This is a genomic window from Streptomyces sp. NPDC037301 (genome assembly GCF_055602785.1).
The window spans coordinates 7,653-20,650 of sequence record NZ_JBVJWD010000001.1 but is presented as its reverse complement, the minus strand read 5'-3'; the positions used below and the strand labels follow the sequence as shown (position 1 = coordinate 20,650).

Annotated in this window: 15 protein-coding genes; 5 read left to right on the top strand and 10 right to left on the bottom strand. The window is 68.8% G+C overall.

Features of this window, described 5'->3' with window-relative positions:
- Nucleotides 1–118 precede the first annotated feature (118 nt).
- Nucleotides 119–547 (bottom strand): MarR family transcriptional regulator, encoded by a 429-nt coding sequence (locus tag ACZ7IB_RS00100; protein WP_229845918.1) that lies wholly within the window; start codon nt 545–547, stop codon nt 119–121.
- A 103-nt stretch (nt 548–650) separates the two neighbouring features.
- On the opposite strand from ACZ7IB_RS00100, the gene ACZ7IB_RS00095 reads away from it, so the two are divergent.
- Entirely contained in the window at nt 651–1,508 is an 858-nt protein-coding gene (locus ACZ7IB_RS00095) for an alpha/beta fold hydrolase (protein WP_470907862.1), read from the top strand.
- 19 nt (nt 1,509–1,527) lie between these two features.
- Here ACZ7IB_RS00095 and ACZ7IB_RS00090 read toward each other — a convergent pair whose 3' ends face one another.
- Nucleotides 1,528–1,887 carry an arsenate reductase family protein gene (locus tag ACZ7IB_RS00090; RefSeq protein WP_114244178.1) on the bottom strand — a complete coding sequence of 120 codons (360 nt, stop codon included), beginning with the start codon at nt 1,885–1,887 and terminating at the stop codon, nt 1,528–1,530.
- A gap of 120 nt (nt 1,888–2,007) precedes the next feature.
- Here ACZ7IB_RS00090 and ACZ7IB_RS00085 point away from each other — a divergent pair, with 120 nt between their 5' ends.
- A complete protein-coding gene (locus tag ACZ7IB_RS00085) occupies nt 2,008–2,277 on the top strand; it encodes a hypothetical protein (protein WP_093897585.1) in 270 nt (89 codons plus the stop codon).
- An 83-nt stretch (nt 2,278–2,360) separates the two neighbouring features.
- On the opposite strand, the gene ACZ7IB_RS00080 is transcribed toward ACZ7IB_RS00085, so the two are convergent.
- Nucleotides 2,361–2,498: a hypothetical protein gene (locus ACZ7IB_RS00080; RefSeq protein ID WP_470907860.1), complete on the bottom strand. Its 138-nt coding sequence runs from the start codon at nt 2,496–2,498 to the stop codon at nt 2,361–2,363.
- 216 nt (nt 2,499–2,714) lie between these two features.
- Between ACZ7IB_RS00080 and ACZ7IB_RS00075 the strand changes: the two genes are divergently transcribed.
- The gene (locus tag ACZ7IB_RS00075; RefSeq protein WP_382301528.1) at nt 2,715–3,200 is read left to right on the top strand and encodes a hypothetical protein; all 486 of its coding nucleotides are present in this window, start codon (nt 2,715–2,717) and stop codon (nt 3,198–3,200) included.
- A gap of 79 nt (nt 3,201–3,279) precedes the next feature.
- Here ACZ7IB_RS00075 and ACZ7IB_RS00070 read toward each other — a convergent pair whose 3' ends face one another.
- The 3 genes from ACZ7IB_RS00070 to glnA form a co-directional block, all read right to left on the bottom strand.
- Nucleotides 3,280–4,182, bottom strand: coding sequence for a helix-turn-helix transcriptional regulator (locus ACZ7IB_RS00070; protein WP_470907858.1), 903 nt, complete (start codon nt 4,180–4,182; stop codon nt 3,280–3,282).
- Nucleotides 4,183–4,406: 224 nt separating this feature from the next.
- Nucleotides 4,407–5,159: a hypothetical protein gene (locus ACZ7IB_RS00065; protein WP_470907857.1), complete on the bottom strand. Its 753-nt coding sequence runs from the start codon at nt 5,157–5,159 to the stop codon at nt 4,407–4,409.
- A gap of 248 nt (nt 5,160–5,407) precedes the next feature.
- Entirely contained in the window at nt 5,408–6,817 is a 1,410-nt protein-coding gene (gene glnA / locus ACZ7IB_RS00060) for a type I glutamate--ammonia ligase (RefSeq protein WP_189277608.1), read from the bottom strand.
- Nucleotides 6,818–7,071: 254 nt separating this feature from the next.
- Between glnA and ACZ7IB_RS00055 the strand changes: the two genes are divergently transcribed.
- The gene (locus tag ACZ7IB_RS00055; protein ID WP_470907855.1) at nt 7,072–7,539 is read left to right on the top strand and encodes an RDD family protein; all 468 of its coding nucleotides are present in this window, start codon (nt 7,072–7,074) and stop codon (nt 7,537–7,539) included.
- Nucleotides 7,540–7,646: 107 nt separating this feature from the next.
- On the opposite strand, the gene ACZ7IB_RS00050 is transcribed toward ACZ7IB_RS00055, so the two are convergent.
- The 4 genes from ACZ7IB_RS00050 to lipB form a co-directional block, all read right to left on the bottom strand.
- On the bottom strand, nt 7,647–8,354 hold the full coding sequence (locus ACZ7IB_RS00050) for a DUF4191 domain-containing protein (RefSeq protein WP_266361852.1): 708 nt from the start codon (nt 8,352–8,354) through the stop codon (nt 7,647–7,649).
- Between the two features lie 19 nt (nt 8,355–8,373).
- Nucleotides 8,374–8,574, bottom strand: a complete 201-nt coding sequence (locus ACZ7IB_RS00045) for an SCO2195 family GlnR-regulated protein (RefSeq protein WP_114244165.1) — start codon at nt 8,572–8,574, stop codon at nt 8,374–8,376.
- Between the two features lie 329 nt (nt 8,575–8,903).
- Nucleotides 8,904–9,869: a lipoyl synthase gene (gene lipA, locus ACZ7IB_RS00040; protein WP_470907853.1), complete on the bottom strand. Its 966-nt coding sequence runs from the start codon at nt 9,867–9,869 to the stop codon at nt 8,904–8,906.
- A 132-nt stretch (nt 9,870–10,001) separates the two neighbouring features.
- Nucleotides 10,002–10,814 carry a lipoyl(octanoyl) transferase LipB gene (gene lipB, locus ACZ7IB_RS00035; protein ID WP_470907851.1) on the bottom strand — a complete coding sequence of 271 codons (813 nt, stop codon included), beginning with the start codon at nt 10,812–10,814 and terminating at the stop codon, nt 10,002–10,004.
- 263 nt (nt 10,815–11,077) lie between these two features.
- On the opposite strand from lipB, the gene ACZ7IB_RS00030 reads away from it, so the two are divergent.
- Nucleotides 11,078–12,838 (top strand): regulator, encoded by a 1,761-nt coding sequence (locus ACZ7IB_RS00030; RefSeq protein ID WP_470907849.1) that lies wholly within the window; start codon nt 11,078–11,080, stop codon nt 12,836–12,838.
- The last annotated feature ends 160 nt before the right edge of the window (nt 12,839–12,998 follow it).

Genomic DNA, 12,998 nt, shown 5'->3' with positions numbered 1-12,998 from the left:
TCAGTGCCAAGTCCTGCCCACCCCGGCGCAGTTGCTCACCGGCGGCCATGGAGAGAGCAGTCGGTCCGAGTGGTGGACGGGGCAGGCTCACGGAGTGTCCCCTCTGCCGTTCCGGCAGTCAGGGAACGATGGTGACCGCCTGGTGCGCGGCGGACAGGAAGCGCCGGACCGCGGCCGTCTCGCTCTCGTCGAACTCGCGCAGCACGGCCACCGTGTCGTCGATCAGCGGCCCGAAGAAGGAACGTCCCAGCTCCACCGCCCGTGGCGTCACGCTCAGCAGCACCCGTCGCCGGTCACGAGGATCACGCGTGCGTTCGAGGTGACCCAGGCGCTCCAGACGGTCGATGACCGAGGTGGTGCCCGCCGAGTTGAGGCCGAGCTGCGCGCCGAGCCACCCGGCGGTGGCGTCCGTACCGGCCCGCTCGGCGTCCAGCAGGCAGATCAGGGCCCGCACATCGGTGGAGTGCATGCCGTGCCGGGCCGCGAATTCGGCCTGGCGCAGACCGAATTCGACCGTCACCTTGCGCAGCAGATGGACGATCTCCATTTCGGGTCCCTGGTCGATCACCCCGGTCCCTTCCTCTCGACCCGCCGATATTATCTCGCTGAGCGAGATAATATCGGCGGGCATCCGACCGGGGAGGCATCCCATGACCACCACCACGTCATTCCTCGCTGCGTACAACGGAGTCCTGGCGGCCAAGTGGCCGGCCGGCACACACAGCAGCCGGGTCCCCACCTCGTACGGCATCACCCACGTCAACAGTTGCGGCCCCGAGGATGCCCCGCCCCTGGTGCTGCTGGCCGGTGGCGGTTCCACCTCCACCGTCTGGTACGCACAGGCCGCCCACCTTGGCCGCACCCATCGAGTCCATGCCGTCGACCTCATCGGTGACCCGGGTCGCAGCGTTGCGGGGGAGCGCCCGATCCGTACGGTGGAGGACCTGACAGCGTGGCTCGACGCCGTGCTGGACGGCTTGGGAGCCGGCCGCAGCGCGCTGTGCGGGCATTCGTACGGGGCCTGGATCGCCCTCCACTACGCCCTGCATGCGCCGCCCCACCGGGTCCGGAAGCTGATCCTCCTCGACCCGACCCAGTGCTTCGCCGGCTTCCGGCCCGGCTATCTGCTGCACGCGCTGCCGATGCTGCTCCGCCCCGGAGCGAAACGGACGCGGACCTTCCTGGAGTGGGAGACGGGCCGCGCCGCGCTCGACCGGACGTGGCTGCGACTGCGCTGCGCGGCAGCCGACTTCCCGTCCGTCCGTCCCGTCACCGGACCCCGCCCCGAACCCGAGGCCCTGGGCGCACTGGATGTGCCGACCCTGATCCTGCTTGCCGAATACAGCCGGGCCCATGACCCGGCCCGCGTCGCCGCCGCGGCGGCCCGGCTGCTTCCGCACGCGCAGACGGCGACGATTCCAGGCGCGACGCACCACACCCTGCCGTTGCACGAGCCGACGGCCGGCGAACTGAACCGCAGGATCGAGGACTTCCTGATAACCCGGTAGCTCTCGCCGCGCGGGGTGCTCAGCGCTCCATGGCGTCCCGTACCGCCTCGTCCGTGCGCGCCACGACGGCGGTGCCGTCGTCCGCCGTGATGATCGGCCGCTGGATCAGCTTCGGATGCCCGGCGAGGGCCGAGATCCACCGCTCCCTCGAACCGGCCTCGCGCGGCCACTCCTTGAGCCCGAGCTCCTTCGCGTCCGCTTCCTGTGTCCGCGTGATGTCCCACGGCTCCAGCCCGAGCCGGTCGAGCACGGCCCGGATCTCGTCCGGTGACGGCACATCCTCCAGATAGCGGCGGACGGTGTACTCGGCGCCCTCCGCATCGAGCAGTTGCACCGCGCTGCGGCACTTGGAACAGGCGGGATTGATCCAGATCTCCATGGGGCCAACGATACGGGAGGGACAGTGCGAAAGCCCTTCTGGCCAGGGGTGATTGTCAGTGGTGGGCCGTAAAATGGAGGTAGTTCGTGAGGGTTTCACGACCGTGCCAGGAGGTTGCCCATGGCCGTTGCCGCAGTCACGACCAAGCCGCTCCACAAGCCCCTGCAGAAGAAGCCGCTCCCCGCGGGCCGGCCCCGCGAGTGGTATGTCTCCCACAACCGCCGCCTGAAGGCCATGCGCCTGGCGATCGCCCTGCTCGACACGGGCGTCTACTACCCGTCGACCGCGACCAACGACAAGATACGTACGACTGCCGAGCGCATCGGCATCCACCCGCCGTCCGACACGACCTGCCGCATGGTCCGCGCCCTGATCCGCTACGGCCGCTGACGGCTGACCATCGACTGCTCGCACGCGCGAAGCCTGTGCCTCCGGAAATCCCGGGGGCACAGGCACGTACGACCGCACCCGGCTCAGAACCCGCTGCAGATGGCGGTGGCAAAGGCCCCGGACGCCGAGGTCGTCCGGACGGTCCCGTCGTCCACCGTCACGGCGCAGGCGACCTCGCCACCCGACTTCCCGAGCGTGACGGCGAAGGAGCCGCCTTTCATGAAGCCCTTGGTCTTCAGCTCCCCGGTCCACGGCAGCGTCCTCAGTCATGCCACCGGACTCGGCCGTCGCCCGGTACGCCGCGACTCCACGGGGCAGCCGCTCCCTGACGTACGACGTTCGCGCCGACCCGGTCCATCACCCGTCCGGCGCGCACGGCATGCGGCCCCGCCCGCAGCCCCTTTGACTGGGGCGATGGGCCAGTACCGGGAGGCACGATGACGAGGAAAGCCGCAGGAGGTCTGTGGGCCGTACTGCTGACGACTGCCGTGATGTCGACGGCCGCCGCGTGTTCCGACGACGGCGGCAAGGCCTCCAGCACGGCGTCCAAAGCCGCGTCCGCCGCGGCGTCGGTGGCATCCAGGGGTTCCGATGTGGTGGCTTCGGCGACGGCGGCCGCAGGCGAGAAGCTGAAGGGCTTCAAGAACGGTGTGAACGCCAAGGGCGATGTCAGGCTGGGCACACCGAGCACCGGCCACGACGGCCGCGCCACCGCGAAGGTCACGGTGACGAACAGCGCCGACTCGGCGAAGTCGTACGCCGTGCAGATCAACTTCCGCGACCCGAGCGGTAACCTGCTCGACACGGTGGTGGTGACGGTCGATGACGTCGGCCCGAAAGCCTCCAAGGACGCCACGGCCCGCAGCAACCGCAAGCTGTCGGGCGACATCAAGGCCGACGTGGGAACCGCCCTGCGGCACTGATCGCAGATTGCGCAACAACTGCCATCATGGGCGGTTACGGCCGCTGCGGACGCGTACGCATCCCTGCCGGGCAGCCCCGTCAGCAGTGGTCGTTCTGCCGTTCCCTTGAGGCCGGCCTCCGAGGCGTGTACCACGGCGGAGCCTGCACCCGGTGAGGCCGGCAGGAAAGCGCCGTCAGCTTGTTCTCGGTGCCGGTGCCGGGTTGCGGGATCTCGAGAATGATCCGCCGATCCGAGCAGTCGTCGACAATGAGCGCGCTCTCCTCCAGCACCATACGACCGACGAAAGGATGGTGCACTTCCCGAGCAGTGGCATGGTGCCTTTCGATTTCGTGCTGCTGCCACCAATTGTGGAATTCCGGGCTGTTCTGGCTCAGCTCGCCGACCAGTGTGGTGAACCACGGTTCGTGGACGTACAACCCGGTGGCCGCGCGGAACTTGGCCAGTATGGATCGGGCGCTCGGCTCCCAGTTCTGAATCAGTTCATGCATATAGCCGCCGAAGAACAGCCACAGCATGTGACGGTGTTCAGGTGGGATTTTGGCGAGATCGCCGTAGACATCGGTTCTTGCCTGGTTCCAGGCAAGAATGTTGAATCGGGGACCGAGAACGAATGCCGGATGCGGATGCTGGCTGTCCAGGATGCGCTGGAGTGCCGGAGACACACCGTCCGCGGGAACGCTCGCGCTGGAACGGGCGTCACTGTTCGCCAAGGCCAGGAGATAGTCGCGCTCATCGGCGCTGAGGCGAAGGGCTTCGGCCAGCGAATTGAGGACCTGGTCGGAGACCCGGATGTTCCGGGCCTGTTCGAGGCGGGCGTACCAGCAGGCGCTGATCCCCGCAAGGTCGGCTACGTCTTCCCGCCGCAGGCCCGGGGTTCGCCGTGATGCTCGTGACGGAAGGCCGACCTCTTCCGGCTGAAGGGCCAGCCGTCGTGTTTTGAGGAAGTCCGCGAGCTCTGCTCGCCGTTGGTCGTAATTCATCCGTTGTCCCCTCTGCTGGGCGACTGTTGCGGATGGTAATGCCTGGTACCTCTACTCCCAGGATAGTCGGTTTCCGGAAGCGCGCTCTGCGACGTGTGGTCGCCGGTGCTGCAATGCCGCAGGGCCCGGTGCCGCGACGTGTTCGCAGCACCGGGCCCTGTGACGTCCGGCCACACCATGAAGGGTCCGGCAGCGAGCTGACGGACCCTTCATGTGGGGTTGGGTCAGCGGTTCCCTCGCCCTTCTCCATGGTCACTCTGCCCATGCTTCATACCCTGCGCTTGCTTCTGCCCCTGGCCTTGCTTCTGCCCCTGGCCTTGCTCCTGGGTTTGGGTCTGGGCCTGGCCAGCCGGGAGTCCCGACCGAAGCTGCGCCAGCATTGCCGAGCAGCCGGCGGTGGCTGCCACCTGGTTGTTGAATGCGGCGTTGTAATCCAGCCGGTAGACCGGGGTCTTGTCGGCGTTCTTCTTGAACTGGTCGACCTTCTGCCTGCACGTTGCGTCGCCGTCGTTCTCCCCGGCGGCGGCCGCCTGGATCCTCTCGGTGGCCGCATCCGGTGTGGCCGGGCCCGTAGGCGTCGTAGGCGTTGTGGGCGGCTTGACAAGGTTCAGGCACGCTTGCTGGTTCGTGCCCTCTTGGGCCGTAACGGCCTCGTCAGCCTTGACTACTGCCGTCGCGCGGACAACCCCATCCTTGGTCGCCGTTTCAGTGGTGATCGGGCGTTTTCCGCTGAAGAAGGTGACAGTCGCGTTGGGGGTGAAACCGGCGCCGGCCAGAGTCGCGCTCTCATTTGGGTCTTCGATTCCGGCAATCGAACAGGAGGCTGTCGGAGCGATCGAAGGCTGCGAAGCGGCCCCCGACGCTGCACTCTTGCCAGGAGTTGCGGCGTGAGCCTCGGCGGACATTGCTGGTGCCAGCGCCAGAGACGCACCCAGCGGGACGCCGAGCAGGGCGAGAATTCGCTTCTTTCCATGCATGAGATTCCCCTTTGTGATGGGTCCGTGCAAGGAAAAGCGTTGCATGGGGCCCGAGGGGCAACAAGAGACGGTTCATCCTAGGAGTGGCAGTGTCAGGTTTAATTCCGTGCGGTTGCGAATGCGGGGGAGATGTATGCGCGATTCGGTGACGGGAGACAAACGTGAGGGCCGCCACCTCCGGAAGGAAGTGGCGGCCCTCACGTCACATCTGACGGCGATTCGGATCCCGGCGTGACCGGTACCACTCTTTAGAGGTCGAAGTACAGCTCGAACTCGTGCGGGTGCGGGCGCAGCTGGATCGGGGCGATCTCGTTGGTCCGCTTGTAGTCGATCCACGTCTCGATCAGGTCGGACGTGAAGACGCCGCCGGCCTGCAGGTACTCGTTGTCCGCCTCCAGCGCCTCCAGGACGGCCGGGAGGGAGGTCGGGACCTGCTGGACGTTCGCGTGCTCCTCGGGAGCCAGCTCGTACAGGTCCTTGTCGATCGGCTCGGCGGGCTCGATCTTGTTCTTGACGCCGTCGAGGCCGGCCATCAGCAGAGCGGAGAAGGCGAGGTACGGGTTGGACGACGGGTCCGGGGCGCGGAACTCGACGCGCTTGGCCTTCGGGTTCGAGCCCGTGATCGGGATACGCATGGCGGCCGAGCGGTTGCGCTGCGAGTACACCATGTTGACCGGGGCCTCGAAGCCGGGGACCAGGCGGTGGTACGAGTTCACCGTCGGGTTGGTGAAGGCCAGCAGCGACGGGGCGTGCTTGAGGATGCCGCCGATGTAGTAGCGGGCGATGTCCGAGAGGCCCGCGTAGCCCTGCTCGTCGTAGAACAGCGGGTCGCCGCCGGCCCACAGGGACTGGTGGACGTGCATGCCCGAGCCGTTGTCGCCGAAGATCGGCTTCGGCATGAAGGTCGCGGTCTTGCCGTTGCGCCAGGCGACGTTCTTCACGATGTACTTGAAGAGCATCAGGTCGTCGGCCGCGGCGAGCAGCGTGTTGAACTTGTAGTTGATCTCCGCCTGGCCGGCGGTGCCGACCTCGTGGTGCTGGCGCTCGATCTGAAGGCCGCTCTTCTCCAGCTCCAGGGACATCTCGGCACGCAGGTCGGCGAAGTGGTCGACCGGCGGGACCGGGAAGTAGCCGCCCTTGTAGCGGACCTTGTAGCCGCGGTTGTTCACTTCCGACCCGGTGTTCCAGGCACCGGCCTCGGAGTCGATGTGATAGAAGGACTCGTTCGCCGAGGTCTGGAAGCGGACGTTGTCGAAGACGTAGAACTCTGCCTCGGGGCCGAAGTACGCGGTGTCGGCGATGCCGGTGGAGGTGAGGTACGCCTCGGCCTTCTTGGCCACGTTCCGCGGGTCACGGCTGTACTGCTCGCCCGTGATCGGGTCGTGGATGAAGAAGTTGATGTTGACGGTCTTGTCACGGCGGAACGGGTCGACGCGGGCGGTCGACAGGTCCGCGCGCAGCGCCATGTCGGACTCGTGGATGGCCTGGAAGCCGCGGATCGACGAGCCGTCGAAGGCGAGCTCGTCAGCCGGTTCGAAGGTTGCCGCCGGTACGGTGACGTGCTGCATCACACCGGGCAGGTCGCAGAACCGGACATCGATGAACTTGACGTCTTCGTCGGCGATGTACTTCTTCGCGTCGTCGGCGTTCTGGAACATCCAACTCCTCCTACTCCCGGCCCGGGAGGGACGGGGTTGCAGCTCGTGGTGCGGCCAGTGCGGTGGCACACGCTGGACCCGACCATAGGCAGACCGGATTTCTCAAGCATGACCCATTTGTTTCGCAGAAGTTAACCGAGCCGGGCTCGAGCGGCACCTCGTGGCCGGTCCGGGGCCCTCGTCCCTGCCGGGTGGCAGCCCGCAGCGGCCCCCCGCCCGGCAGGGCGCGCGGGCGGGCGCAGTACCGTGGTCGGGTGGACAACAGGCAAGCAATCGGATCGTGGCTCTCCGGGCCGCGCGCGGCCGCCGAGGAGATGGGGGCCGACTTCGGCTACCGGGGCAAGCGGCTCGGTCTGCCCGAGCACGGGCCGGGATCCGTGGCGCCGCTCGGCCGGCGCTTCGGTGCGCTCTTCATCGACTGGGCCCTGTGCATGGTGATCGCATACGGGCTGTTCGCTCGCGGTGACCAGCAGGCGGCCGGGAACTGGGCGCTCGGCGTCTTTCTCGTGCTGAGTGTGCTCACCGTGGGGACTATCGGCTGCACGCCCGGCAAGCGACTCCTGCGCATCAGGGTCGTCTCCGAGAACGGTGGCCGGCTCACTTTCGGAAGGGCGATCGTCCGGAGTGTGCTGGTGTGCCTGGCGATTCCGGCCCTGGTCTGGGACCGCGACGGCCGCGGCCTGCACGACCGGCTGGCCCGCGCTGTTCAGGTGCGTGTCTGAGCCGAGGACGGATACCGCAGACGGCATGAGAAGAGGGCGGGTTGCGAACCGAACCGGTTCGCAACCCGCCCTCTTCGTGCGTACAGCGGATATGTACGACGGAAGCGTCAGCGCATCTTTCCGCCGCGCGGCATCCGCATGCCCTTCGGCATCGGGCCCTTGGGCAGCGGCATGTTGCTCATCAGGTCGCCCATCGCGCGCAGCCGGTCATTGGCGGCCGTCACCTGCGGGCCGGTCAGGACGCGCGGCAGCTTCAGCATCTTGGTGCGCACCTTCTTGAGCGGCACCTGGCCCTCGTCGTTGCCGACGACGATGTCGTGCACCGGTACGTCGACCAGGATGCGCGCCATCTTCTTCTTCTCGGCCGCGAGCAGCAGCTTCACCCGGTTCGGGTTGCCCTCGCCGACCAGGACGATGCCCGCCTTGCCCACGGCGCGGTGGACGACGTCCTGGCTGCGGTTCATCGCGACCGCAGGGGTCGTGGTCCAACCACGGCCCACCCGGTCCAGCACTGCCGCCGCAGCGCCCGGCTGTCCCTCCATCTGCCCGAAGGCCGCGCGCTCGGCACGCCGTCCGAAGACGATCGCCATCGCGAGGAGGGCCAGCACGAAGCCCAGGATGCCCAGGTAGATCGGGTGGTCGATCAGAAAACCGACCGCGAGGAGGACACCGAAGGTGACGATTCCCACACCCGCGACGACAAGACCGATTTTGGAGTCGGTCCGCCGGGTCATCTTGTAGGTCAGGGCGATCTGCTTGAGCCGCCCCGCGTTCTCGGCGCTGTCCGCGCCTTCAGTGTTTGCCTTCCTCGCCATGTACGGAAGTTTACGTGGCTCAGGAACGGTGATCGGCCGCGGCCTCCAGTACGTACTCGGTCTCTACCCGGTCCTTGGCCCGGCGCCGGTCCTCCAGGACGGCTGTCCAGGCATTGCGGCGGGCGGTGCGCTGGCCGCTGCTCAGCAGCAGCGACTCGACGGCACGGAGAGCATCGGTGACGGAAGGGATGGCGGTGGCGCGTACCGGCACGGCCTGCATCGTGGAAATCTCCTCGGAGCGGATGTGCGGACTGAGTTGCGTGGACTCAGCTGCCCGGGCCGATCTGCCCGGGACTGCGTTGCGCGAAGTGGGTGGAGTGCGCTGGGTGCGGGAAGCAGGGGTGGCAGCGGCCCGCAGAGTCGCTGCGCCGTTGCACCCAGCGTCATTGCTCGGTGTTACCAGCGCATGACCGGTCGGTCAAACACCAATGAAACCTTGATATGGGCGCAGCGCACGCTGACGCGGCCCATACGCGCCCCCGACCTGCGGGGAGCGTATGGGCCGCGTCGAATCAGCTATTACCGTTCGGTAGCTTCTTGTGCTCGGATTCACACAGTGGGCGCCGCTGCGACGGCGCCGCGCCGCTCGATCGCCTGCTGGAAAAGACGGCCCGCGCGGTACGAGGAACGGACCAGCGGCCCGGACATCACGCCGGAGTAGCCGATCTCGTCGGCCTCCTCCTTCAGCTCCACGAACTCCTGCGGCTTCACCCAGCGCTCGACCGGGTGATGGCGCACGGATGGCCGCAGGTACTGCGTGATCGTGATGAGCTCGCAACCCGCGTCGTACAGATCCTGGAGCGCCTCGCTGACTTCCTCGCGGGTCTCGCCCATGCCGAGGATCAGGTTGGACTTGGTCACCAGGCCGGCCTCGCGGGCCCGCGTGATGACCTCCAGGGAGCGCTCGTAACGGAAACCGGGGCGGATCCGCTTGAAGATCCGCGGCACCGTCTCGACGTTGTGGGCGAGCACCTCGGGGCGTGAGGAGAAGACCTCGGCGAGCTGCTCGGGCACCGCGTTGAAGTCGGGGATCAGCAGCTCGACCTTGGTGCGGCCGGCCTCCCGGTCCGCGGTCAGCGCGTGGATCTGGCGCACGGTCTCGGCGTACAGCCATGCACCGCCGTCCTCCAGGTCGTCGCGTGCGACGCCGGTGATGGTGGCGTAGTTCAGGTCCATCGTGACGACGGACTCGCCGACCCTGCGGGGCTCGTCCCGGTCCAGCGCCTGCGGCTTGCCCGTGTCGATCTGGCAGAAGTCGCAGCGCCGGGTGCACTGGTCGCCACCGATGAGGAACGTGGCCTCGCGGTCCTCCCAGCACTCGAAGATGTTGGGGCAGCCGGCCTCCTGGCACACCGTGTGCAGACCCTCGCTCTTCACGAGCTTCTGCAGCTGGTTGTACTCGGGGCCCATCTTCGCCCGGGTTTTGATCCACTCGGGCTTGCGCTCGATGGGGGTCTGGCTGTTCCGGACCTCAAGGCGCAGCATCTTGCGCCCGTCGGGTGCGACAGCGGACACTCCGGCACTCCCCTTTGCTTTCACTGCATTGGATTCTTCGGCGAACACCAGGGTACGCCCGTAGTTCAAACGGCTTTACGTCCGGCCAACCTGTGGCCGGCAGGGCCTATTCCCCGCCGGGTGTCCAGGCTGTCATGCCATGGCCACGGCATCCGCCGGGCGCTCAATGGTGCGCGGGGCGAGCTGCGCGTTCTCCAGAACGTCCTTGAGGTGCTTCTCGACGACCGGGAGCACCTCCGCGATCGCGATGTCGCGACCCAGTTCGTACGCGAGGGACGTGACGCCCGCGTCCCGGATGCCGCACGGCACGATGCGGTCGAACCAGGTGTTGTCAGGGTTCACATTGAGCGAGAAGCCGTGCATGGTCACGCCCTTGGCGACCCGGATGCCGATCGCGGCCAGCTTGCGGTCCTCGCGGCGCTGCCCGGCGTTGGACGGGGCGTACTCGGGGCCGTTCAGCCGCGGGTCGAATTCCTCGTCCTGCAGCCGCGGGTCGAAGTCGAGGGAGAGGCCGCCGATCGACGGACGGTCCTCGACCGGGTCGCCCAGGACCCAGACCCCGCTGCGGCCCTCGACCCGGGAGGTCTCCAGACCGAATTCTGCGGCGGTACGGATCAGCGCGTCCTCCAGCCGGCGGACGTGCGCGACGACATCCACCGGGCGGGGCAGCTTCTGGATCGGGTAGCCGACCAGCTGTCCGGGACCGTGCCAGGTGATCTTCCCGCCGCGGTCCACATCGATGACCGGGGTGCCGTCCAGCGGGCGCTCACTGTCGGTCGTGCGCCGCCCCGCCGTGTAGACGGGCGGGTGTTCCAGCAGCAGACAGGTGTCCGGGACGGTGTCCTCGAATCTTGCCGCGTGCACCTCGCGCTGCTTCTGCCAGGCCTCCTGGTAGTCGACGGCTTCCTCGCCGAATCCCAGCCGGACGAACCGAAGCTCAGTCACGACAGATGCCTCCCTACTCGCGGTGCCGGGAGCCGGGGGTGCCCGGAGCCACGCCACCATGCACTGAATCAGCCCCGAGCCACTGTACGACCGGACTCCGGGCGGTGGCCCAGCAGGTCGTTCCCGTCAGCGCCACCCCCAATCCTCACACGATCGGATGAAAGTGAAGCGAAGGTGGCTGCGACCGCCGCCGAGGCCGCTAAATTCACGCCGTTCCATTAGGGCTGCCCGCCCGGCCCCGAAGGCAGGAGACCGTACAGCTGATGTCGGAACGACCTCCGCAGCGCACCCCCAACCGACGACTCGCCTCGCTCATCACCGAGGCCGGCTTCTCCAACGCCGGCCTCGCCCGCAGGGTGGACCAACTCGGCCTGGAACACGGCCTCGACCTGCGGTACGACAAGACCTCCGTGACCCGCTGGCTGCGCGGCCAGCAGCCGCGCGGAACCACCCCCGCGCTGATCGCCGAGGTCTTCACCCGGCGGCTCGGGCGCCGCCTCTCCGCGCAGGACCTGGGCCTCGACTCATGTGCCCCTGTCTACGCGGGCCTGGAGTTCGCGGCCACGCCCGCCGAGGCGGTCGACATCGTCAGCGGACTGTGGCGGAAGGACTCGGGCAGCCATGCGGAGCTGCGCAAGATCGCCTTCACCCCGGCCGGGCTCGTCGTCCCCAGCAGGGACTGGCTGATCGGCCGGGCCGATGAGTGGGTGGGACGGGGGAGCGAGTCGTCGCCCCCGGTGCCGGGCGGCGCCGGTGGGGCCGGTGGTGCTCGTGCGGCTGGTGCGCTCGGCAGGTCCGTCGGGGCTTCTGGGGCCGCGGGGGCTGCAGGGGTCACTGAGGCCGGTGGTTCGGCGCGGTCCGGCGGTCCCGGCGGGGCGCGCGGGATCGGGGCGCAGGGGCCGCACGGGTCGCACTGGCCCGGCGGCAGTGGGCAAGGTGTGACGGGGGCGTCAGGCGTCAGCGGCCGCAGCGGGGCCCGTGGGCCCGTACCGTCCCGGCCTTCCGGCCCCTCCGCGCCACCCGGGTCCCCCGCACCCTCGACCGCTCCCGCCTCCGTGGGAGCAGGGCTGCCGGGCGCCCCCGGCGTCCCCCGGCAACGGCAGAGCGACCGTGGCCCCGGCCAGCGGGTCAGCAGCGGTGATGTCGCCGCCCTGCGGTCGGTCGGCGAACTCTTCCGTACCCTCGACAACGCCTACGGCGGCGGCCACGCCCGGCAGGCCCTCGTCCGGTATCTGGAACATGAGGCGGAGCCGATGCTTCGCGGGACCTACGGGGAGGCCATCGGACGCCGGCTCTTCTCCGCCGCCGCCGATCTGACCCGGCTGGCGGGCTGGACCTCGTACGACATCGCGGCCCACGGCCTGGCCCAGCGGTACTTCGTCCAGGCGCTGCGGCTCGCCCAGGCCGCGGGGGACCGCGCGTACGGCGCTTACGTCCTGATCACCATGAGCCGGCAGGCGGTCTACCTCGGGCACGGCAGGGAAGCCGTACAGCTGGCCCGCGTCGCCCAGCAGGGCATCGGTTCGTCGGCGCCGCCCGTCGTCCAGGCCCTGCTGCACGCCGTGGAGGCACGCGGTCACGGAGTGCTCGGCGAGGCGAGGCTCTGCACCGCCTCGCTGGCGCGGGCGGAACGCGCGCTGGAGACCGCCCGGCCCGGGGATGACGTCCCCTACTGGGCGCGCTACTTCGACGAGGCCCAGCTCGCCGACGAGTTCGGCCACTGCCACCGGGATCTGCAGCAGTACCGGGCCGCGGCGCAGCACGCCGAGCGCTCCCTCCAGCTGCGCGCCCCGGCGTACGCCCGCAGCAGGCTGTTCTGCCGGGTGGTGCTGGCCTCCGCGCGACTCGGGCTGGGTGAGCTCGACCAGGCGTGCGTGCTCGGCGCCGAGGCCGCCCAGCAGGCGGCGGAGATGCGGTCGGTGCGGGCGACGGAGTACGTACGGGACTTCGAGCGACGCCTGGAGCCGTACCGGGACGCGGCCGCGGCACGGGGATACCGCGAGCGGGTCGCGGCCCTCGGGTGATCTCTCCGGCGTGACCACGGGTGACTGCTTCGCGTGACTCTTCCGCGGGGCAGCACGGGTGGTGGGGGGGGGGGGGGGGGGGGGGGGGGGGGGGGGGGGGGGGTCGGGGGGGGGGGGGGGGGGGGGGGGGGGGAGGGGGGAGGGGGGGGGAGAAGAGGGG

What these genes read in the sequence shown, in the direction of transcription:
- ACZ7IB_RS00100 (WP_229845918.1), bottom strand. Translation starts at nt 547, where the DNA reads ATGGAGATCGTCCATCTGCTGCGCAAGGTGACGGTCGAATTCGGTCTG.
- ACZ7IB_RS00095 (WP_470907862.1), top strand. Translation starts at nt 651, where the DNA reads ATGACCACCACCACGTCATTCCTCGCTGCGTACAACGGAGTCCTGGCG.
- ACZ7IB_RS00090 (WP_114244178.1), bottom strand. Translation starts at nt 1,887, where the DNA reads ATGGAGATCTGGATCAATCCCGCCTGTTCCAAGTGCCGCAGCGCGGTG.
- ACZ7IB_RS00085 (WP_093897585.1), top strand. Translation starts at nt 2,008, where the DNA reads ATGGCCGTTGCCGCAGTCACGACCAAGCCGCTCCACAAGCCCCTGCAG.
- ACZ7IB_RS00080 (WP_470907860.1), bottom strand. Translation starts at nt 2,498, where the DNA reads ATGAAAGGCGGCTCCTTCGCCGTCACGCTCGGGAAGTCGGGTGGCGAG.
- ACZ7IB_RS00075 (WP_382301528.1), top strand. Translation starts at nt 2,715, where the DNA reads ATGACGAGGAAAGCCGCAGGAGGTCTGTGGGCCGTACTGCTGACGACT.
- ACZ7IB_RS00070 (WP_470907858.1), bottom strand. Translation starts at nt 4,182, where the DNA reads ATGAATTACGACCAACGGCGAGCAGAGCTCGCGGACTTCCTCAAAACA.
- ACZ7IB_RS00065 (WP_470907857.1), bottom strand. Translation starts at nt 5,159, where the DNA reads ATGCATGGAAAGAAGCGAATTCTCGCCCTGCTCGGCGTCCCGCTGGGT.
- glnA (WP_189277608.1), bottom strand. Translation starts at nt 6,817, where the DNA reads ATGTTCCAGAACGCCGACGACGCGAAGAAGTACATCGCCGACGAAGAC.
- ACZ7IB_RS00050 (WP_266361852.1), bottom strand. Translation starts at nt 8,354, where the DNA reads ATGGCGAGGAAGGCAAACACTGAAGGCGCGGACAGCGCCGAGAACGCG.
- ACZ7IB_RS00045 (WP_114244165.1), bottom strand. Translation starts at nt 8,574, where the DNA reads ATGCAGGCCGTGCCGGTACGCGCCACCGCCATCCCTTCCGTCACCGAT.
- ACZ7IB_RS00030 (WP_470907849.1), top strand. Translation starts at nt 11,078, where the DNA reads ATGTCGGAACGACCTCCGCAGCGCACCCCCAACCGACGACTCGCCTCG.